We start from the raw sequence: 19,985 nt of genomic DNA, 5'->3' as shown, positions 1-19,985 counted from the left end.
AAGCTCAGCAGGCGGTGCGTCTGTGTGAGCCCGCGCTGCACTCACCTCTCGCTCCGCCGGCCGGGCGAGTTTCGCACCGCCGGAGGAGCTTCCCCCCGCCGACCACTCGCGATACCTCGGGGCTGAGTTCGCCTGGTAAGGCGCACGCCAGCTACCCGGTCCGGAGCGGGGATGCGGAGGGACTCCGCGGGGAGGCGGATGCTTCCGCCCTCCGCACCTCCCGCTCGATCGCGCGCAGCCACGCCGCGAAGAGCGCGAGGGCCGCCCCCAGGTATACGAGCCCGAAGGGCACCCACATGACGAGCCCGCCGAGCTGCTGGTCTTCGAGCAGGGAGAGCCCCCATGCCCCGACGCTCGGCGCATAGGCGGGATACCAGGGAGCCGGCGCGAAGGTGAGGAGCGCGCCGAGGACGCTGCCGTACACGGCCGTGGTGAAGACGTAGAGCACCCCGATCCCGTGCCCCAGCGCGCCCCGCCGGCCGGGGTGGAGGAGCACCCACCAGAAGAGGAGAGCCGTCCCCAGGAAGCTCGCATGCTGTGCGACGTGCGCCGGCTCGCTCACCAGCGTCCTCTGGTAGAGGGCGGGTGCATGCCAGGTCCAGACCGCCGCCGCGTGGAGCGACCACGCCGTGAGGGGATGTGTCAGCGCGCCCCACGCAGCGCGAACGGCGGGGAGCCTTCCGACCCCCCCCGCCCGTCCCCGCCAGCGGGGCGGGAGGGCCCAGACGAAGGGAATCAGAGGCGCCCCGAGCACGAGGAGCGGGGCCGCCACCAGGATGAGCAGCTCGTGCTGTGCCATGTGGGCCGAGAACAGCGCGGAGCCCAGGGCGTCCAGGGGAGAGACGAGCGCCAGAAAGAGCGTGGCGAGCCCGGCCGCGAAGCAGCCGGCCTGCCATCTCCGGATCCCCCGCCCCACCCCGGCGCGGCGCCAGAGCCGCTCCACTCCCCGCGCATAGAGCCACGCCGAGAGTCCGAGCCCCAGCAGCACCCCCGGCTCCCAGCTCCAGGCGCTCCACACGTCGTGCGGCGCGGGGGGGCGGCCGGTGTGCGCCCAGGCGGGTCCCGCCCGCAACGCCAGCGCGAGGACGACCCATCGGACGAATCCCGGCCGGTTCACATGCATGGCTTCACGATGAGGCCGGGGTTCCCCCGAGCGCGACCGGGAGGAAGGAGCGACGCCGCCGAGCCGCGGGATCCATACGCCGCGCGAACTCCTAGCTTCTCTCCGCCGCCCGGGAAGAAGAGCCTTTCCCCAGCGTGAACAGATAGGCGGCCATGTGCAGGGCCTCCTCGGGAGTCACGCCGAGCCCCGGCATGGCCGTGCCCGGCTCCACCGCCTGCGGGTCGACGATCCAGTCCACCAGGTTCCTTGGGTTGTTGAGGAGCGTCCCCGCGATGAAGTGGCGCTCCGACCACCGGGTGAGGGGCGGGCCGGTCTTCCCGCGCGCCCAGGCGACGCCGGGGACCACGTGGCAGCTCCCGCACCCGTACCGCGCCATCAGCTCCTCCCCGCGCTCCGGGCGCCCCCCGGCCCGCATCCACGCGAAGCCCGGATCGTCCCGGTCCACCCACTCCACCCCGGCGGCGGGAGCGCGCCCCTCCGCCGCGGCCACCATGGCCCGGTACTCCGGCACGGAGAGCTCGGGGAGGCGGCGCGTGAAGGCGGTGAGCGCCCACAGGTCGGTCTCGCTGTGCCCCGCGTCGAAGGCGGGCATCCCGGCCATCTTGAGGCCGTGCTTGATGATCCAGTAAAGCTCCGCGTCGCTCCACTCCGGCGCCGCCATGAAGAGCGGGGGCGGGTTGGGGTTGAGCCCCCGCCCGATCTGCGCGCGCGCCACCCCCGGTGCGCCGTGGCACACCAGGCAGTTCTCCTGGTAGAGCACGAAGCCACGCTGGACCAGCGCGGGATCCCGCAGCGGGGGCGGCCGGACCCCCTTCGCGTGCTTCCGCACCGCGTTCTGCTGGCCGGTGGTGAGGAGCCACCGCACCGGCGCGAGGTGGGGCTCGTTGGCCGCGATGTCGTAGACGCCGGAGTAGAGCACCGCCAGTGCGGCGCCGGCCCCGAGCACCGTCATCGCGGCCACCGTCCCGAGCACCACCTTCACGGTCCTGCCCATGCGCACCCCCAGGAAACCGGTCGCGTCCGCCACGCGCACGGGGTGTGCCAGGTCCCCTTTTTGCGATCCGGCGCCCGTTCGAGCGCGGTAGAGCCGCACCCGGCCGAGCGAAATGGAGAATTCCTTCCCCGGCAGGTCCTCCGGTCCCGCCCTCCGCCGCTTCCGGCGGGGGGCCGCGTACGCGGCTGCGCTCTTCCTGGCCGCCTGCGACGGGCCCCAGTCGGCGCTCGCGCCGAACGGACCCGCCGCGGCGGCCGTCGCCGATCTCTGGTGGGTCATGCTGGCGATCGCGACGCTCGTCTCGCTGGCGGTCTTCGCAGCCCTTCTCTACGCCCTCTTCCACCGGCGGGACTTCCGCGGGGAGCGCCCGACCCTCCCCCTCACGGCGGGGGCGGAGCAGAAGAAGCGGGACGCACGGGCGGACGAGAGCCAGCCGGAGACCGCCGACGAGCAGCGGCGCAGGGGCGACGATCCGGTTGACGTGCTCCTGGACACCACCGGGTCCGACCGGCGCAGCGTGCGCTGGGTGCTGGCGATGGGCGTGGGGGTGTCCGGGGTGATCCTCGTGGGAACGCTGCTCTTCACCCTGACCACCCTGGGAGCCCTCCACGGCCGCGAAGCGCCCCCGGACCTCACCATCGAGGTGACCGGATGGCAGTGGTGGTGGGAGGTCCACTACTTCGACCGGGAGGGACGGCAGCTCTTCGAGGCCGCCAACGAGATCCACGTCCCCGTGGGAAAGCGCGTGCGGGTGCGGCTCAGGGCCGCGGACGTGATCCACTCCTTCTGGGTCCCGCAGCTGGCGGGGAAGCTGGACATGATCCCCGGGCGGACCAACCAGTTCTGGATCCAGGCGGACCGCCCGGGCGTGTACCGCGGCCAGTGCGCGGAGTACTGCGCCGGCCCGCACGCCCTGATGGCGTTCCTGGTGATCGCGGAGCCGGAGGCGGAGTTCCGGGCGTGGATGGCGCGCCAGCGGGAGCCCGCCGCGAGCCCCGAATCGGCGGCCCCTACGCACCCCCACGGGGAGACGGAGGCGGGGAGCGGGCACGAGCACGGGGGGAACGTGCTGCGCAGGGGGCGGGAGGTGTTCCTCACCGCGGGCTGCGCGGAGTGCCACACGGTCCGCGGCACCCCCGCCGGGGGGAACGTCGGCCCCGACCTCACGCACCTCGCCAGCCGCCGCACCCTCGCGGCGGTGACCATCCCCAACACGAAGGGCCACCTGGGCGGGTGGATCACCAGTCCGCAGGAGATCAAGCCGGGAAACAAGATGCCCGCGGTGCCGCTCGAGCCCGAGGCGCTCCTCGCGCTGCTCCACTACCTCCAGAGCCTGAAGTAGGCGATGAAGACCGAAGAGCCCGACCGGGCCGGGGCGCGGACACCCTCCTACTTCGAGGTCGACGAGGACAGGTCCAGGGCGTTCGACCGGATGTGGGGGAACCCCACGGGGTGGTTCCCGAGCATCAAGACCATCAACAACATCCCGATCGCCCAGCGGTACATCGCCGTGAGCTTCGCCTTCCTGTTCACGGGCGGCCTCATGGCGCTCCTGATGCGCTGGCAGCTCGCCGTCCCGGACAACGAGTTCATGGACGTCGAGACGTACAACCAGCTCTTCACGATGCACGGGACGACGATGATGTTCCTCTTCGTCATCCCCTTCATCGAGGCGGTCGCCAACTACTTCATGCCCCTCCTGCTGGGCGCGCGCGACCTGCCCTACCCGCGGCTCACCGCCCTGGCCTTCTGGACGTACCTCTGGGGCGGGCTCTTCATCTACAGCTCCTTCCTCTTCGGGGTGGCGCCCGCGGGCGGGTGGTTCGCCTACGTCCCGATGACCAACCGGAACTACATGCCCGGGATCGGGATGGACTTCTGGGACATCGGCCTTTCCGTGGCGGAGATCGCCGCCATGGGGGCGGCGGCGGAGATCATCGTCGCCATCCTGCGGATGCGCGCACCGGGGATCTCGCTCAACCGGCTCCCCATCTTCGGCTGGGCGATGCTGATCACCGCCTTCATGATCATCTTCGCCTTCACGCCGCTGATCGTGGCGACGGCGATGCTGGAGTTCGACCGCAAGGGGCTGACCTCCTTCTTCGTCCCGGAGCTGGGCGGGGAGCCCCTCCTCTGGCAGCACCTGTTCTGGATCTTCGGGCACCCGGAGGTCTACATCATGTTCATCCCCGCGGTGGGGCTGGTCTCGCAGATCGTCCCCGTCTTCGCGCGGCGCCCGCTGGTCAGCTATCCGCTGGTGGTGCTCTCCCTGGTGGCCACGGCGTTCATCTCCTTCGGGCTCTGGCTGCACCACATGTTCACCACCGGGCTCTCACCGATGGCCATGGGGTTCTTCGCGGCGGCCAGCATGCTGATCGCCATCCCCAGCGGCGTGCAGATGTTCGTCTGGATCGCCACCCTCTGGACGGGGCGGCCGGTGTTCCGCACCCCGCTGCTGTTCGTCATCGGCTTCATCGTGATCTTCGTGATGGGCGGGGTGACGGGGGTGATGGTGGGGGCCCCGCCCTTCGACGACCAGGTGCACGACACCTACTTCGTCGTAGCGCACCTGCACTACGTGCTGATCGGGGGGGTGGTCTTCCCCTTCTTCGCGGGGCTGTACTACTGGATCCCCAAGATCACGGGGCGGATGCTCTCCGAGCGCCTGGGAAAGTGGAACTTCTGGACGATGTTCGTCTTCTTCCACGTCACCTTCTTCCCCATGCACGTCTCCGGGCTGCTGGGGATGCCGCGGCGGGTGTACACCTACCCCGCGGACCTGGGATGGGACCCGTGGAACCTGATCTCCACCGTCGGCGCGATGGGGTTCGGGGCGGGGGCCGCCCTGATCCTGGTCAACTTCGCCTGGCACCTGAAGCACGGGCGGAAGGCGGGGCCGAACCCCTGGGGGGCGGACACCCTGGAGTGGTGGGAGAGCTCACCCCCGCCCAACGCGCAGTTCAAGTTCATCCCCTTCATCCGCAGCCGCCACCCGCTCTGGGAGCAGGACTCCTTCGAGCCGCGCGACGAGCGGGAGCGGAAGCTGGTCGAGCCGCTGCGCAGCGCGCCGACGGAGTGGCGCGGGGCGCTGGTGGTCTCCGTGCTGGACGGCCGGCCCCTGGCCATCGTGAAGATGCCCCACCCGACGTACGCGCCCTTCATCATGTCGATCGGGTTCGTCCTCCTCTTCGCGGGGGCGCTCGTCGAGAACCTCTGGATCGGGGGACCGGGGGCGCTCGTCGTCGCGGTGGCGCTGTACCTGTGGTTCCGCCCGCGCGAGGACGAGGCCAGGGCCATCCGGGAGATCGGCACCGAATCGCGGGAGGGCGGGCTCCCCCTGGCGGTGGCGGGGCCGCTCTCCAACGGCTGGTGGGGGATGCTGGTCTTCATCCTGGTGCTCACCGTGGCGCTCTTCACCTTCGTGGCGAGCTACTTCTACCTGGGGGAGGGGCCGGACCAGTGGCCTCCCGTCACCCCCGACCTGCGGCTCCCGGGGTGGGCCACGGCCGCGGCGCTGGGCGCCGCCGCGGCCACCTACGCCTACGCGCGCGGAATCCGGCGGGAGCACCTCCTGCTCCGGCGGCTGGGAGCGCCCGCCGCGCTCGGCCTCTGGGGAGTGTTCACCTGGCTCGCGGTGCGCGCCTGGACGGACACCGGGCTGGTGGCGAAGGAGAGCGCCTACGCCTCCGCCTTCGCGGGGCTGCTCGCCTTCCAGTGGGTGGTGATGATCATCATCCTGGTGCTGCTGGCGGTGGTGCTCCTCTGGACGGTCTTCGACCCCGAGGACCCGCGGGGGCACGCCACCTCGCTGAACACCGAGCTGCTGAGCTACTTCGCGGCGGCGAGCTGGATCGTGGTCTTCGCGACGCTCTACCTGACGCCCCGGCTATGGTGACCGAGACCTCGCGCGGGCACTGGAGGCGGTCGCTCATGGGGGAGCACGAGATCGGCATTGCCGTGCTCCTCTTCGCCTTCCTGGGGTCGCCCGTCGCCTGGAGCGTCCACTTCCTGGTGATCTACTTCCTGGTGACGCTCTTCTGCACCGCGGGGTGGTCGGGCGTGGCCGCCGCGGTGTGGATCGCCACCGCCCTCCTCCTGGCGGTCTCCGCCGCCTCCGGCGTGGTGGCGTTCCGCACGTGGCGCGAGCGGAGCGGCGGGCAGGCGTGGGACACGGCCACCGCCGCGCCGGGGGGGTGGGCCACGCTCCTCCTGGTCATGGGAATGCTGGGGGCGGTGCTCTTCACCGCGCTGATCGCGGCGGAGGCGCTCCCCGTGCTCTTCGTCGCCCCCTGCCCGGAGGGGTCGCAGTGACACGCGCGCGGGTCAGGCGCGGCCTGGCGGCGGGGGTGCTGCTCTGCGTCGTGGGCGGCTGCATCCGGGGAGAGGGAGAGCGGGCCGTCGCCGTGGCGGGGGGCGATCCGGGCCGCGGACGGGAGCTGGTGCACGAGTACGCGTGCGGAGGATGCCACGTGATCCCCGGGGTGGCGGCCGCGAGCAGCCTGGCGGGGCCGCCGCTGACGGACTGGGCGGAGCGGCAGTACGTCGCGGGGGCGCTCTGGAACACCCCGGACAACCTGATCCGCTGGATCATGGACCCGCAGGCGGTGGAGCCCGGGACCGCCATGCCCGACCTGGGGGTGACGGAGGAGGAGGCCCGGCACATGGCCGCGTACCTGTTCACCCTGGGGGACGTCTACGGCCTGGGCCCGCCGCACCCCTTCCCGAAGCGGTGGCTGGAGAAGCTGGGCGCCAAGAACCGCGAGCCCACTCCGTGGTCGGCCCCCGTCGATCCCGAGTACCCGCCCGGGGAAGAGAAGTAGGCAGCCGGGCAACAACAGGAAAGCACGGCCACGCGGGCCCTCATCGCCCGCGCACGACCAGGCTCGTGTGCATCCCGACCGCTGAGTGGTCCGTCCCCTCCTTCACCGGACAGTAGACCTCGTAGGTGCCCGGCGGGAGGGTGACCCGGAGCGTCGTCGTTTCGCCGGCCTGGAGGTGGTTCGTCAGCCTGTCCACTCCCTCGCCCTCCACCACCAGGGCGTGCGGCAGCTTTCCGGTGTTGGTCACCCGGAAGGTGACCTGCCCGGCAGGGACGGTGTCGCGCGAGAGCGCGACCTTCCATTCCGAGAGCTCCGCCGTGACGCTCACCTCCTCCGCAGCGGCCGGAGGGCCGCCTGCGTCCTCCTCCCGGCCCCGCGCCTCTCCCCGGCCGCACGCGGCCCCCGCGGCGAGGACGGTCCCGAGAAAAATGCGTCCGGCGGCCCGTCGCAAACGATCCCCTCCCGTATGATTCCGGACCACCGCGCCTCCTGGATGGGGTACGAGCCGTGAGTGTGCTGGATCGTGGTTTGCGACGGAACCTATGCATCCCGGTCAGCAGCCGTCAACTCCGCCGGCCCGGGCGGCAGCCGGCCGCGGGCGGACTCCCGGCGGGACCGGCCCGCATCGCCCAGGCCGGCCGTGCGCGACGTGCAGGCCTTCCCTACGGCTCGGACGCTCCTGTCCGCTTTCGTCCGCCCGGCGGCTTGCGCCGGATGGCGCGCCGCACTACTCATTCCTGCCAAGCCGAAAATAGCACACCCGCCGCGAGGCGGGGCCGCAAAGCCAGGAGTCTCTCCGAGACCGTCCGGCTGCCGAAGCTCGCCGCCGAGTTCCTCCGCGAACCCGCGCTTCGGAGTCCTGTTCGGCCCACCTGCCGAGCCCCCGGAGCGCGTTCGTCTTTCCCGCAGGCTCGCCTCACCGCAGGCACACCCCACGCAGTCCGGTCTTCCGCTCCCGCAGCACCTGCCCCTCCGGTCACCTCATCCAGGACTGACGAGTCATGCGCCCACGCCACCTCCCGCGATCTCTCGCCCACGGGCTGGGGATCTGCAGGCCCCGCAGCGCGGCCGGGGTCTTCGCGCTCATCCTCTCGGCCGGGGCAGCCTGCAGCCGGGCGGAGGCCGGGGACCCGGACCGCGCCAGCTACCCCCGGTACGCCGAGCTCTACACCCGGCCGGACTCGACGCCCTTCCCCGCGGAGAACCCGTACACCGAGGCACGGGCCCACCTGGGGAAGGTGCTCTTCTTCGACCCGCGGCTCTCCGATTCCAACATCCTGTCGTGCGGCAGCTGCCACAATCCCGGGTTCAGCTGGGGGGACGGGCTGCCCAGGGGGGTGGGACACGGCATGAAGACGCTCGACCGGCGGACTCCGACCATCCTGAACGCCGCGTGGGCCGAGGCGCTCTTCTGGGACGGGCGCGCGTCGACGCTGGAGGAGCAGGCGCTCGGTCCGATCACCTCGTCGGCCGAGATGAACATGGACGAGAAGAGGCTCGTGGAGAAGCTGCGCGCCATCCGGGGATACCAGCCGCTCTTCGAGGCCGCCTACCCCGGGGAGGGGATCTCTCCGGCGACCGTCGGGAAGGCGCTCGCCACCTACCAGCGCACCATCGTGTCGGGAACGTCTCCCTTCGACCGCTGGGTGAGCGGGGACGAGGGCGCCATCTCCGAAGAGGCGAAGCGTGGGTTCGAGCTGTTCAACGACAAGGCGAACTGCGCCGCGTGCCACAGCGGCTGGAGGTTCACCGACGACAGCTTCCACGACATCGGCGTCCCGGGCTCCGACCGGGGGCGCGGCGCGGTCCTCGACCTGGATATCGTCCAGTTCGCGTTCAAGACCCCCACCCTCCGCAACGTCACCGAGCGCGCGCCCTACATGCACGACGGGTCGGAGAAGACGCTGGAGGACGTGATCGAGCTCTACGACCTGGGGGGACGGGTCAAGCGGGCGAGCCTCTCCGACGAGATCCGGCCCCTCCGCCTCACCTCCGACGAGAAGCGGGCGCTGGTCGCCTACATGAGAACACTTTCGAGCGTCGACGCGCCGGTCGACATCCCGACGTTCCCGTACTAACCGGAAAGGATCCTGCAATGAGACGAGTTCTGGCCACCCTCCCCCTCCTCCTCCTCCTGACGGGCTTCGCGCGCAGCCAGCCCCCGCAGCACGTGATCAGTCAGAAGGAGAAGGCCTTCTCCCGGTCCCAGATCACGGTCCGGGCGGGGGAAGCCATCGCCTTCCGGAACGACGACGTCGTCATCCACAACGTCTTCTCCACGTCGCCCGGCTTCGAGTTCAACCTCAAGAAGCAGGCACCCGGGGCCGCGGGCGCCGTTCCGTTCCGGCAGCGGGGGAGCGCGCAGGTCCGCTGCGCCTTCCACCCGCAGATGAAGCTCACCGTGACCGTGAACTGACGCAGCGCCGCCTCCTCCCGGCGGTCCCCGCTGGCGTCGAACCTCCCGCGAGACAAGCGATGAAGCTGTATTCCACTGGACGGCACCGTCCACGCTCTTCCGCGGTGGCCGTCGCCGTGGGGCCCCCCCGGCCTGCAGACCCGGGCCCGGGGCCCGTGCGTCCGGAGGCTGCCGCCGCGGAGGACGGGTCGCGCCGGCTCGCCGCGGCCGACACCGGGGGCGGCGAGGGGGGGCGGAGCGGCGGCCCGCTTCGGCTCCTCCAGCACTCCCTGGCCGCGAAGCTCTACCTGACGCTGCTCACCCTGCTGGGAGTGCTGCTGTCGGTGGTGCTGGGAATCAGCCTCCTCACGAAAGCGAGCCTGGAGGAGAGCTCCAGGGAGCTGGGCGAGGCGCTCCGGGTGAAGGAGCTCGCCGTCCGGTCGATGTCCCTGCTCTACAAGCAGGACGACATCACCAAGGCGATGCTGCTGGACCCCGCCAACTTCGACCAGGCGGTGGCGAAGATCGAGGCGTACGATGAGAACCTGAAGACGTTCGAGGAGATGGCGGCCCTCTCCGACTCCCCCGAGATCCTCGGGCTCATCCGGCAGCTGCGCGGGCTGGACGCAGAGGCTCTCAAGCCGCTCGACACGCAGATCCTGGAGATGATGGCCGCGGAGGACCTCGGCCCCGCGAAGCGGCTCTACTTCACGGAGTACGAGCCGGTCCGGGCCCGGTACGAGGGTCACATCCGGGAGCTGGGGACGGTCGCCGAGACGCTCGCCGAGGGGGCCCGCGATCGGATGGCCGCCAGGAACCGGCGGGCGTTCTTCGACCTCCTCCTGTCGGTCACCGCGGCCGTCCTCCTGGTGGCCGTCGTCTTCCTCGTCGCGATCGGGAAGGTACGCCGCAAGCTCGCGCAGATGATCCAGGTCATCCAGGCGGTCGCCAGGGGGGACCTGACCCGCCAGCTCGACGCCGGTCCGCAGGACGAGCTGGGCAGGATGGCGGCCTCGTTCAACCAGATGGTCCGGGACCTCCGCGAGATGATGGGGGAGATCCAGGAGGTGAGCCAGAGGCTCACGCAGAGCAGCGGCCGGATCTCCGCTGACGCGAGCGAGACCTCGAGCTCGGTCGTCCAGCTCAACGTCGCGATCGAGCAGATCACCGACGGCGCCCAGGAGCAGGCACGGGCCGCCTCGGAGACGGCCGAGATCATGGAAGGGATGTCCGCCTCGGTCTACTCGATCGTCCAGAGCGCCGGGGAGATGGCCGCCTCGTCCGATGAGACCCTCCACGCGGCCAACCGCGGGGGGGAGACGGTCCAGGAGGCGATCCACAGCATGGAGGAGATCCGCCTGGCGGTGCGGGACTCGGCGGAGAAGGTCCGCACCCTGGGCGGATACTCGCTCCGGGTGGAGGAGATCATCCGGGCGATCTCCGAGATCGCGGACCAGACGAACCTGCTGTCCCTGAACGCCGCGATCGAGGCCGCGAGGGCCGGCGAGCAGGGGCGGGGGTTCGCGGTCGTGGCGGACGAGGTCCGGAAGCTCGCCGAGCGCTCCGCCACCTCCGCCAAAGAGATCGCCCAGCTCGTCAGGAACATGCAGCAGGGGATGAACGGAGCCGTTTCCGCGATGGAGGCCGGGACCGAAAAGGTGGAGAGCGGAACGGAGCTCGCCCGGAACGCGGTCGGCGCGCTGGAGGAGATCCTGAGGAACCTGCGGGGCACTCACCACCAGATCGGGAGCGTCGCCGAGAGCGCGCGGCAGATCATGGACCGGACCGAGCGGGTCTCCGCGTCCATTCAGGAGGTGGCCAGCATCGCGGAGGAGAGCGCCGCCTCCGCGGAGGAGATGTCCGCGCAGAGCATCGAGGTCTCCGCGGGCATCGAGCGGATCGCGGACGTCTCGGCCCAGGGAGACGACGCCCGGGGAACGGGCGATCCGTCCACGCGGTCGCTGCTGCGCCTGTCGGAGCAGCTCCAGCAGCTGGTGCTGCGGTTCAGCATCTGAGGGCAAAGAGGAAAGGGGCCACGCTCCCGTGGCCCCTTTCCTTCTGCCGGTCCGGCGGACTCACGCCCGCCCCGCCACCCTCCCCATCTTCTCCTCCACGGTCTGCAGCATCTCGCCGAACGACTTGGCGAACTTCTCCACCCCCTCCACCTGGAGCTGGTCCGTGACCGCGTCCAGGTCGATCCCCAGCTCGCCCAGCGCCCGCAGCTCCTCCCGCGCCCGGTCCATCTCCTCGTCCACCGTGCGCCGCGCCTCCCCGTGGTCCGCGAACGCCTCCACCGTCGCCAGCGGCATGGTGTTCACGGTGTCCGGCCCGATCAGCTCCTCCACGTATACCACGTCCCGGTACTCCGAGTTCTTGGTGGAGGTGCTCGCCCAGAGCGGCCGCTGGAGCTGCGCCCCCGCCGCCTCCAGCCGTGCCCAGCGGTCGCCGGAGAAGACCTCCCGGAACCGGGCATAGGCCAGCTTCGCGTTGTCGATGGCCGCGCGCCCCATGAGCGAGCGCGCCCGCTTCTTCCGCTCCTCCTCGCCCTCCCGGTGCGCCGCCTTCTGGAGCTGCGCGTCCACCGCCGAGTCCACGCGCGAGACGAAGAACGACGCCACCGAGGCGACCCGGTCCACCGGCTCCCCCGCCTCCACGCGCCGCTCGATCCCGCGGAGGAACGCCTCCATCACCCGCTCGTACCCCTGCAGCGAGAAGAGCAGCGTCACGTTGACGTTGATCCCCTCGGACAGGAGCTGCTCGATGGCCGGGATCCCCGCGTCGGTCCCCGGCACCTTGATCATCACGTTGGGGCGGTCCACCCACTTCCACAGGCGCCGCGCGTCCTCCAGCGTCCGTTCGGTGTCGTGCGCCAGCTCCGGCGAGACCTCCAGCGACACGAAGCCGTCCTTCCCCCCCGAGGCGTCGTACACGCCGCGGAACAGGTCCGCCGCGCGCTGGATGTCCGCCACGGCCAGCCGCTCGTACGCCGCCTCCCCACCGATCCCCTCCCCCGCCAGCCGCTCCAGCTCGTCGTCGTAGTCCGTGCTGTCGCCGATGGCCTGCTCGAAGATCGACGGGTTGGAGGTGACCCCGCGCAGGTCGTAGTCGCGGATCATCCGCTCCAGCTCCCCGTTGTCCAGGATCCCCCGGCGGATGTAGTCCAGCCACACGCTCTGCCCCAGCCGCTGGAGCTCGTGCAGGGGGTTCTTCCCCCCCTGCTCCACCGCGTCCGTCGGGTGCTTGGTCTGCTCGTTCATGGTATCCTCCCGCGCGGCCGTGCCGCTCTGGTGTGTCGCAGGCTACCCCTCGCCCCCCGCCGCGCTCTCGTCGCCCCCGTGGCGCGTGGGCCCGGCCGCGGCCAGCCCCTCCTCCAGCTCCGGGGACGGACCCTCCAGCCCCAGCGCGCAGCGGGCCTTGGCCGCCACGTTCTCCGCGGTGAAGCCCAGCTCGTTGAAGATGTTCTTGGCCGGGGCCGAGGCGCCGAAGTGGGTGATCCCCACCGTCTCCCCCTCGCTCCCCACCCACCGGTGCCACCCCATGGGGCTCGCCGCCTCCACCGAGACGCGGGCGCGCACCTCCGGCGGAAGCACCTCGTCCCGGTACTCGCGCGGCTGCCGCGCGAAGAGCGTCCAGCTCGGCATGCTCACCACCCGCGCCTGGATCCCCTCGCCGTGCAGCCGCTCGCGCGCCTCCAGCGCCACGTGCACCTCGGAGCCGCTGGCGATCAGGATCACCTCCGGCCGCTCCCTCTCGGCGTCTGCCAGGACGTACGCCCCGCGGGCGAGCCCGGACGCCGGCGCGTACAGGTTGCGGTCCAGGTGGGGGACCGCCTGGCGGGTCAGCGCCAGGAAGGCCGGGCTGTCGTCGTGCCGCATGATCCAGCGCCACGCCTCCACGGTCTCCGCGGCGTCCGCCGGGCGCAGGTCCACCAGCCCGGGGATGCCCCGGAGCGCGGGGAGCTGCTCGATGGGCTGGTGCGTGGGGCCGTCCTCGCCCAGCCCCACCGAATCGTGGGTGAAGACGTAGATGGTCGGCTGCTCCATCAGCGCGGCCAGGCGGATGGGCGGGCGCATGTAGTCGGAGAAGATCAGGAAGGTGCCGCCGAAGACGCGGACGCCCCCGTGCAGCGCCATCCCGTTCATCACCGACCCCATGGCGTGCTCCCGCACCCCGAAGTGCAGGATGCGCCCCCCGTAGCCGCCGGGCCCGAAGTTGGCCGCGCCCGCGATGTTGGTGTTGTTGGAGGGCGCCAGGTCCGCCGAGCCGCCCACCAGCCATGGCACCTGCGCGGCGATGGCGTTCAGCGCCTTCCCCGAGGCGGCGCGCGTCGCGATGGGCTTGTCCTGGGCCGTCCACTCCGGGAGGTCGGCGTCCCACCCCTCCGGGAGGCGCCCCTCCAGCGCCGCGGCCAGCTCCGCCGCCGCGTCCGGGTGCGCCGCCTCGTACGCGGCGCGGCGCCGCTCCCACTCCGCCTGCATCTCCCGGCCGCGCTCGACCGCCCGGCGCATGTGCTCCAGCGCCTCCTCCGGGACGTGGAAGGGCTCCGTCCACTCCCACCCCAGGTTGGCCTTGGTGCGGGCGATCTCCTCCTCGCCCAGCGGCTCCCCGTGCGCCTTCTCGCTCCCCGCCTTCCCCGGCGATCCGTAGCCGATGATGGTGCGCACCCCGATCATGGAGGGGCGCGGGTCCGCCTTGGCGGCCTCGATGGCCGCGTCGATCGCCTCAAGGTCGTTGCCATCCTCCACCCGCAGCGTGTGCCAGCCCTGCGCCTCGAAGCGCCCCAGCACGTCCTCGGTGAAGGCCAGGTCCGTGTCGCCCTCGATGGTGATGCGGTTGTCGTCCCAGAAGTAGATCAGCTTCCCCAGCTTCAGGTGCCCGGCGAGCGAGGCCGCCTCCGCCGCCACCCCCTCCATGAGGTCGCCGTCCGAGCAGATGGCGTACACGTAGTGGTCCACGACCTCGTGCCCCGGGCGGTTGTAGAGCGCGGCCAGGTGCGCCTCCGCCATCGCCATCCCCACCCCGTTCGCCATTCCCTGCCCCAGCGGCCCCGTGGTGGTCTCCACCCCCGGCGTGTGCCCGTACTCCGGGTGGCCGGGCGTGCGGCTCTGCCACTGCCGGAAGCCGCGGAGGTCGTCCAGCGTCAGGCCGTACCCGGTCAGGTACAGCATGGAGTACAGGAGCATGGACGCGTGCCCCGCCGACAGGATGAAGCGGTCGCGGTCCGCCCACCGGGGGTCGCGCGGGTTGTGGCGCAGGTGCCGGGTCCAGACGGCGTACGCCAGCGGCGCGAGCGCCATGGGCGTCCCCGGGTGCCCGGAGTTCGCCTTCTGGACCGCGTCCATGGAGAGGGTGCGGATCGTGTTGATGCAGAGCTCGTCCAGCGCGCTCCGCTCCGTCGTCGTGGAAGAAGCCATCGAGGTCGTCCGGGGTTTCCGTTGTGGTCCTTCAGGGCCCGCCGCCCTCCGCCGCGTCCGCGGGGCCGAGCCGGGCGAGGAGCGCCTCCGCCTCCGCCTGGCGCGCGCGCGCGGCGCGGTACCGCTCGTGGCGGACGGGGTCGGGCTCGGAGGGGTCCTCCGTCGGGGGCGCCTCCGCCGCCCCGGCCGGGAGCACGCCCAGCCGCTCCAGCGCCATCAGCGCGGCCCCGCGGCTGGTCTCCTCCCGCTCGCGCGAGAGCACCACCCGGCGCCCCAGCACGTCGGCCAGGATCCGGCGCCAGGTGGGGGACGCATGCATCGCGCCCCCGCTCGCGACCACCTGCGACACCGGCCCCAGCGCCCCCTCCAGCGCGTCCAGCGCCCCGGCGAGGTGGTACGAGACCCCCTCCAGCCACGCGCGGAGCACCTCCACCGGGCGGGTGGCCCGGGTGAGCCCCAGGATCGAGGCGCCCCGCCACTCCTCCCACCCCGGGGCGCGCTCGCCCAGGAGCAGGGGGAGGACGAGGAGCCCGTGCGCGTGCGGCTGCATGGCGGCGATCTCCGCCTCGGCCTCGGCCTCGGGGGGGAGGCGCCAGCTCTCCCGCAGCCAGGCCACGCCGTTCCCGGCGTTGGAGAGGGCACGCCCCATCACCAGCCGCTCCGCGTCCAGCCGGTAGCACCAGAGGCCCCGGGGGATGCGCACCGGCTCGCCCCGCCAGAGGGCGCGCACCGCCGCGGAGGTCCCCACCGTCACCCCCACGGGGGCCTCGCCGGAAGCCCCGCTCCCCAGGTTGGCGCAGGCGCCGTCGCCGAGGGGGGGGAGCCAGGGGATCCCGTCCAGCTCCGGCCAGCGGCGCGCCCACTCGGCCCGGAGGGGGAGCGCGGGCGCGTCCGCGTCCACCAGCGGCGAGAGCGCCTCCTCCGCGACCCCCACCATCTCCAGCATCTCCGCGTCCCACGCGCGGCGCCGCAGGTCCAGCAGCCCCGTCCCCGAGGCCATGGAGAGCGAGCACCGCCGCACCCCGAAGAAGCGCAGCTCCAGGTACTCCGCGAACGACATCCAGGCGGCGGCGCGCGAGAAGGTATCACCCGCGGCCCCGCGGAGCCAGAGAAGCTTCACGGCGGGGTAGCTGGGGTGCAGGAAGCACCCCGTGCGGGCGTGCATGGCGGACTCGTCCACCCGCTCCCGGAGCCGGAGCGCGGCGTCGGCGGCGCGCATGTCGCCCCAGCCGTACACCGGGGTCAGCGGCCGCCCGTCCGCCCCCACGCCCAGCAGCGAGTGCCAGAAGGTGGCCGTCGAGACGGCGGACACCTCCACCCCGGCCGCCCGCAGCCGGGCCACCGCCGTGTCCAGCACCTCCGCCACCGCCTGGAGGAGCCCGTCCGCGGCGGTCTCCATCCCCCCTTCCGGGGTCGCCGTCCACACGCACTCCACCCTCGCCGTGGGCACCGCTGCCAGCGCGCGCCCCGCCGCGTCGTACGCCCGGGCGCGGACGGAGGAGCTCCCCACGTCCAGCGCGAGCACGCAGGGTCCACGACCGTCCGGGGCAGGCTCGGGCATCGCTCGGGGGAGGAGGGAGGGAGACGCATGGGCGACAATGTAGGGCCGGGAGGGCCACCGTCCAGCCGCGGGGGCCGGACGGCGAAGGGGGCGCCCCGGGAAGCCCGGAACACCCCCGTACCTGCCGGTCGGAACGCCGCCTAGCGGCGGTCGTCGCGGAGCCGGACGTCGCCCTCGCGGTCCACGTCCACCCGCTCGCGGCGGAGGTCGGCCTCCACGGTCTCGGTCTCCTCGACCTCCCGCTTGCGGACCACCAGCTCCTCCTTCGGCACCACCCGCTTCTCCACGACCGCCTCCTCCTCCATCAGCGGCACGCGGATCTCGTCGCCCTCGATCCGGGCGTCGGCCGAAAGGGTCGGGTCGGTGATCGGGCGGCGCTCGATGACGGCCTCCTCGTGCGTGGTGGTCACCGGGCGGGACACGTGCTCCGTCTCCACCCGCTTGTGGATGTCCACCTCGCCCGCCTCCATGCGGCGCTTGCCGACAGCCAGCTCCTCCTCGGAGAGCGTCATGCGGCCCTCGCCCTCGGTCACGTTCCGGCGCCCACCGTAGAAGCGGTCGTCGTCGTAGAGGTCGTGGGCGTAGAAGTCGTCGTCCGTGGTGGTCGCGCCGGCCGTGTAGCCCGTGTCGAAGCGGCTGCGCAGGTCGGTCTCGAAGTCACGGGTGATCGGCCCGTGCGTGTACTCCGGGAGCGCCACGAGGTCGCTGCTGGCCAGGGTGTCCACCAGGATCCGGTCGTCGTCCTCGTCCAGGCGGGCGTAGCCGATGGGGATCAGCACGTGGCGGTCCGTGGCGTCGCCGGCCACCAGCTCGCCGTCCACGTCCACGTCCAGGTAGCGCACCTTCATCGCGGCGGTGTCCACCAGGAGCTGATCCACCTCGCCGATCTTGCGGCCGTCGGACCCGATGACCTCCCAGCCACGGACGTCCGGGTCGCCCTCGGCGACCTTGAAGTCGTCGAGCTGGTCGAGCGGTACCACGCGGTCGAGATCGTCGTTCATCATGAAGTCCTCCTCCGTTGTCAGGTGTCGCAAGTTCGGCGGAGAGAGGGATTTAACTTCCTTCCCACCCCGTCCGCCGGGGGGAGGGAGTCTGGACGCAACGATCGTTCCATGGGGTGCAACGAAGCGGGCGCGGAGCGATCTGCGCCCGCCTCGCGCCCGTGCCTCAGGGTGCCGCGGCGGGCGCCTCCACCACCACCGCGTCGTCGGGAACCTCCGCCTCGTCGTCCCTGCCGAACATGGACGCGAGCAGCCATACCAGGAGCGCCAGCACGATCAGGCCGATGATCCACGGCCAGATGTTCCGCTGCTTGCGCTCGACGTTGATGTCCGCCATGTGCCCTCTCCTCGCTGCGTGAGTGCCGTTCGGAGCCCACCATCCCGCCCGTGGCCCGGTCCCGAAAAAACCCGCGGGCGCGCCGGACCCTGTCCGCCGCCCGCGGGCCGGCCGGCTGCAAGGTCCGCGCCCCCCGCCGCGCTGAACACACGAGGAGGTGGCGTGCAGCTCGGCCTCGCGATCACCATGCCCTGAGCGGAGCCCGACGCCCGACCGGCTGAAAAGCGAGCGGCCCCGCACCGGGTGAGGTGCGGGGCCACGACTCAGCAGTACGGAACGCCCCTCGCGGGGCGAGCGCTTACCGGGACAGGCGCTGCCGGTCGATCGCCTTCGCCGTCTCCTCGACGGACGGGTTCTCCAGCAGGAACTTCGGCTCCATGCGGACGTCGAAAGTGGATTCGATCCGCAGCGCCAGCTCCGTGGCAGTCAGCGAATGCCCTCCCAGGGGGTAGAAACGATCCAGCATTCCCACCCTCTCCACGCGAAGGACCTGGCTCCAGAGCTCCGCGAGCGACTTCTCCGTGCTCGTCCGTGGCGCGAGGTACATGCTGTCTCGCACCGTGGTCGTCTCGCTGGAGCTCTTCGTCCTGGTTTCCCGCTGGGCATTCGCCTCCTGGGAGAGGCCCGCGAGGAGTACGACGGGAGCGAGTACCAGAGCGTATGTCTTCAAGGTGAAACCTCCGGGCCAGGATGGATTCCCACGAACGGGTGGGGGGTGGGGGCGGGCCCAATACAGATGCGGCGCAGAGGAGACCGGGTCAAGTCTTTCGGTCCATCATCCGTACACGAGCGTCCTCGCGCGTCCGGCGCGTCGCAGCACGAGGAGGCCCCGCCCCGAACGGGAGAGCCTACGCGGTCTGCGGAAGCGCGCCGGGCGACTTTTCCAGGTGCTGCTTGAACATGGCCTTGTCGTGGGCCTTCGCGTACGCTTCCTCGCCGTCCACCTGCCCGGACATCAGCAGCGCCAGGATGGACTGGTCCATCTGCACCATCCCGTCCTTCTTCCCGGTCTGGATCAGCGACGGGATCTGGAACGTCTTCCCCTCGCGGATCATGTTCGCCACCGCGGGGGTCCCCACCAGGATCTCGTGCGCCGCCGCGCGCCCCGCGCCCCCCTTCTTCCGCAGGAGCTGCTGCGCCACCACTCCGCGCAGCGACTCGGAGAGCATGGCCCGCACCTGCTCCTGCTGGTCGGCGGGGAAGGTGTCGATGATGCGGTCCACCGTCTTGTGGGCGCTGTTGGTGTGCAGCGTCCCGAAGACCAGGTGCCCCGTCTCCGCGGCGGTCAGCCCCAGCGAGATCGTCTCCCGGTCGCGCATCTCGCCCACCAGGATCACGTCCGGGTCCTCGCGGAGCGCCGCCTTGAGCGCCGAGGCGAAGCTCTGGGTGTGCGGCCCCACCTCGCGCTGGTTCACCAGCGCCTTCTTGTTGGGGTGCACGAACTCGATGGGGTCCTCCACCGTGAGGATGTGCTCCGGGCGGGTCTCGTTGATCAGGTCGATCATCGCCGCCAGCGTGGTGGACTTCCCCGACCCGGTGGGGCCGGTCACCAGCACGAGCCCCTTGTTGAGGTTCGTGAAGGCGCGGATGGCCTCCGGGAGCTTCAGCTCGTCCGCGGAGAGCACCTTGGACGGGATGACCCGGAACACCGCGGCCATCCCGCGGTGCTGCATGAACACGTTGCCGCGGTAGCGCGCCGTCCCCGGGATCTCGTAGGCGAAGTCCAGGTCGCGCGTGGCCTCGAAGCGCTCCCGCTGGTCCGGCCGCAGGATCTCGTAGACGAGCGTTTGCATGTCGGCGGGGGCCAGGTCGCGGAACTTGATCCGCTGCAGGTGCCCGTGCACCCGCATCACCGGGGGGCTCCCACAGCTCAGGTGCAGGTCGGAACCCCCGTGCTGCACCAGGAGCTTCAGGAACTGGTCAATCTGCGGCATCTTCGGCCTCGATGGTGGTCCACATCAGCGCGTCCCCCTCCCGGCGGAGGGCGAGGCGTACGTCGGGGTGGGCGGCGCCCCCGGAACGGAGGTGCGCCGCCACGAGCGGCGAGGCGTGCCTCGCCGCCTCCAGGTCGGCGGGGGTGGCGGCGTCCACGTCCAGCGTGAGCGCGTCCAGCGCGAAGGGCTGCAGCGCGGCGAGCGACTCGCGGAGCGACTCCCCCACCGGCATGGTGATCGCCGCGCCGGGCGGGCCGCCGCCGCGGTCGGAGAGGTGCACCGCACGCGGCTCGCGCTCCAGGAGGAGCGCCGGGAGGCCCGGCAGCGCGTGCTCCAGCGCCACGTCGTCGTCCCCCAGCGCCTCCACCAGCACCCCGCCGCCCTGCCGCACCGCGCGGGCGACCAC

At 71.8% G+C, this 19,985-nt stretch carries 18 protein-coding genes and 1 riboswitch; of the genes, 7 read left to right on the top strand and 11 right to left on the bottom strand.

Features of this window, described 5'->3' with window-relative positions; genetic code table 11:
- Window positions 1-151 precede the first annotated feature (151 nt).
- The gene (locus VGR37_20905) at window positions 152-1,123 is read right to left on the bottom strand and encodes a cytochrome c oxidase assembly protein (protein HEV2149871.1); all 972 of its coding nucleotides are present in this window, start codon (window positions 1,121-1,123) and stop codon (window positions 152-154) included.
- Between the two features lie 91 nt (window positions 1,124-1,214).
- Complete coding sequence (locus VGR37_20900; GenBank protein HEV2149870.1) at window positions 1,215-2,150, bottom strand: c-type cytochrome; 936 nt, start codon at window positions 2,148-2,150, stop codon at window positions 1,215-1,217.
- 79 nt (window positions 2,151-2,229) lie between these two features.
- On the opposite strand from VGR37_20900, the gene coxB reads away from it, so the two are divergent.
- The 4 genes from coxB to VGR37_20880 are packed head-to-tail and all read left to right on the top strand — an operon-like array spanning window position 2,230 to window position 6,937.
- Complete coding sequence (gene coxB / locus VGR37_20895) at window positions 2,230-3,459, top strand: cytochrome c oxidase subunit II (protein HEV2149869.1); 1,230 nt, start codon at window positions 2,230-2,232, stop codon at window positions 3,457-3,459.
- 3 nt (window positions 3,460-3,462) lie between these two features.
- Window positions 3,463-6,012, top strand: coding sequence for a cytochrome c oxidase subunit I (ctaD, locus tag VGR37_20890; GenBank protein ID HEV2149868.1), 2,550 nt, complete (start codon window positions 3,463-3,465; stop codon window positions 6,010-6,012).
- Complete coding sequence (locus VGR37_20885; protein HEV2149867.1) at window positions 6,006-6,428, top strand: hypothetical protein; 423 nt, start codon at window positions 6,006-6,008, stop codon at window positions 6,426-6,428. The genes ctaD and VGR37_20885 overlap by 7 nt, the downstream gene beginning before the upstream one ends.
- Window positions 6,425-6,937 carry a c-type cytochrome gene (locus VGR37_20880; protein HEV2149866.1) on the top strand — a complete coding sequence of 171 codons (513 nt, stop codon included), beginning with the start codon at window positions 6,425-6,427 and terminating at the stop codon, window positions 6,935-6,937. Before VGR37_20885 ends, VGR37_20880 begins: the two co-directional genes overlap by 4 nt.
- Window positions 6,938-6,977: 40 nt before the next feature.
- On the opposite strand, the gene VGR37_20875 is transcribed toward VGR37_20880, so the two are convergent.
- Window positions 6,978-7,418, bottom strand: a complete 441-nt coding sequence (locus VGR37_20875; protein HEV2149865.1) for a cupredoxin domain-containing protein — start codon at window positions 7,416-7,418, stop codon at window positions 6,978-6,980.
- A gap of 262 nt (window positions 7,419-7,680) precedes the next feature.
- A riboswitch (cyclic di-GMP riboswitch) is annotated at window positions 7,681-7,755 on the top strand.
- 183 nt (window positions 7,756-7,938) lie between these two features.
- Here VGR37_20875 and VGR37_20870 point away from each other — a divergent pair.
- The 3 genes from VGR37_20870 to VGR37_20860 all read left to right on the top strand — a co-directional run bounded on the left by VGR37_20870 (window position 7,939) and on the right by VGR37_20860 (window position 11,347).
- A complete protein-coding gene (locus VGR37_20870; protein HEV2149864.1) occupies window positions 7,939-9,015 on the top strand; it encodes a cytochrome c peroxidase in 1,077 nt (358 codons plus the stop codon).
- A 17-nt stretch (window positions 9,016-9,032) separates the two neighbouring features.
- Complete coding sequence (locus VGR37_20865) at window positions 9,033-9,353, top strand: plastocyanin/azurin family copper-binding protein (protein HEV2149863.1); 321 nt, start codon at window positions 9,033-9,035, stop codon at window positions 9,351-9,353.
- A gap of 155 nt (window positions 9,354-9,508) precedes the next feature.
- A complete protein-coding gene (locus tag VGR37_20860; GenBank protein HEV2149862.1) occupies window positions 9,509-11,347 on the top strand; it encodes a HAMP domain-containing methyl-accepting chemotaxis protein in 1,839 nt (612 codons plus the stop codon).
- A gap of 60 nt (window positions 11,348-11,407) precedes the next feature.
- On the opposite strand, the gene tal is transcribed toward VGR37_20860, so the two are convergent.
- The 8 genes from tal to VGR37_20820 all read right to left on the bottom strand — a co-directional run.
- Window positions 11,408-12,589, bottom strand: coding sequence for a transaldolase (gene tal, locus VGR37_20855; GenBank protein HEV2149861.1), 1,182 nt, complete (start codon window positions 12,587-12,589; stop codon window positions 11,408-11,410).
- A gap of 42 nt (window positions 12,590-12,631) precedes the next feature.
- Window positions 12,632-14,746 (bottom strand): transketolase, encoded by a 2,115-nt coding sequence (gene tkt / locus VGR37_20850; protein HEV2149860.1) that lies wholly within the window; start codon window positions 14,744-14,746, stop codon window positions 12,632-12,634.
- 31 nt (window positions 14,747-14,777) lie between these two features.
- Window positions 14,778-16,307, bottom strand: coding sequence for a gluconokinase (locus VGR37_20845; protein ID HEV2149859.1), 1,530 nt, complete (start codon window positions 16,305-16,307; stop codon window positions 14,778-14,780).
- A gap of 140 nt (window positions 16,308-16,447) precedes the next feature.
- The gene (locus VGR37_20840) at window positions 16,448-17,311 is read right to left on the bottom strand and encodes a DUF2382 domain-containing protein (GenBank protein ID HEV2149858.1); all 864 of its coding nucleotides are present in this window, start codon (window positions 17,309-17,311) and stop codon (window positions 16,448-16,450) included.
- 163 nt (window positions 17,312-17,474) lie between these two features.
- A complete protein-coding gene (locus VGR37_20835) occupies window positions 17,475-17,645 on the bottom strand; it encodes a hypothetical protein (GenBank protein ID HEV2149857.1) in 171 nt (56 codons plus the stop codon).
- Window positions 17,646-17,943: 298 nt separating this feature from the next.
- A complete protein-coding gene (locus VGR37_20830; protein ID HEV2149856.1) occupies window positions 17,944-18,315 on the bottom strand; it encodes a phosphopantetheine-binding protein in 372 nt (123 codons plus the stop codon).
- A gap of 178 nt (window positions 18,316-18,493) precedes the next feature.
- Window positions 18,494-19,579, bottom strand: coding sequence for a type IV pilus twitching motility protein PilT (locus VGR37_20825; protein ID HEV2149855.1), 1,086 nt, complete (start codon window positions 19,577-19,579; stop codon window positions 18,494-18,496).
- On the bottom strand, window positions 19,566-19,985 hold a 420-nt coding region (locus VGR37_20820; GenBank protein HEV2149854.1), incomplete at its 5' end, for a hypothetical protein. The genes VGR37_20820 and VGR37_20825, both read right to left, overlap by 14 nt.

This window comes from Longimicrobiaceae bacterium, assembly GCA_035936415.1.
Classification (GTDB): domain Bacteria; phylum Gemmatimonadota; class Gemmatimonadetes; order Longimicrobiales; family Longimicrobiaceae; genus JAFAYN01.
This window is presented reverse-complemented; position numbering and strand designations above follow the sequence as displayed.

What these genes read in the sequence shown, in the direction of transcription:
- VGR37_20865 (HEV2149863.1), top strand. Translation starts at nt 9,033, where the DNA reads ATGAGACGAGTTCTGGCCACCCTCCCCCTCCTCCTCCTCCTGACGGGC.
- VGR37_20870 (HEV2149864.1), top strand. Translation starts at nt 7,939, where the DNA reads ATGCGCCCACGCCACCTCCCGCGATCTCTCGCCCACGGGCTGGGGATC.
- tkt (HEV2149860.1), bottom strand. Translation starts at nt 14,746, where the DNA reads ATGGCTTCTTCCACGACGACGGAGCGGAGCGCGCTGGACGAGCTCTGC.
- VGR37_20905 (HEV2149871.1), bottom strand. Translation starts at nt 1,123, where the DNA reads ATGCATGTGAACCGGCCGGGATTCGTCCGATGGGTCGTCCTCGCGCTG.
- VGR37_20845 (HEV2149859.1), bottom strand. Translation starts at nt 16,307, where the DNA reads ATGCCCGAGCCTGCCCCGGACGGTCGTGGACCCTGCGTGCTCGCGCTG.
- VGR37_20840 (HEV2149858.1), bottom strand. Translation starts at nt 17,311, where the DNA reads ATGATGAACGACGATCTCGACCGCGTGGTACCGCTCGACCAGCTCGAC.
- tal (HEV2149861.1), bottom strand. Translation starts at nt 12,589, where the DNA reads ATGAACGAGCAGACCAAGCACCCGACGGACGCGGTGGAGCAGGGGGGG.
- VGR37_20885 (HEV2149867.1), top strand. Translation starts at nt 6,006, where the DNA reads ATGGTGACCGAGACCTCGCGCGGGCACTGGAGGCGGTCGCTCATGGGG.
- coxB (HEV2149869.1), top strand. Translation starts at nt 2,230, where the DNA reads ATGGAGAATTCCTTCCCCGGCAGGTCCTCCGGTCCCGCCCTCCGCCGC.
- VGR37_20825 (HEV2149855.1), bottom strand. Translation starts at nt 19,579, where the DNA reads ATGCCGCAGATTGACCAGTTCCTGAAGCTCCTGGTGCAGCACGGGGGT.
- ctaD (HEV2149868.1), top strand. Translation starts at nt 3,463, where the DNA reads ATGAAGACCGAAGAGCCCGACCGGGCCGGGGCGCGGACACCCTCCTAC.
- VGR37_20835 (HEV2149857.1), bottom strand. Translation starts at nt 17,645, where the DNA reads ATGGCGGACATCAACGTCGAGCGCAAGCAGCGGAACATCTGGCCGTGG.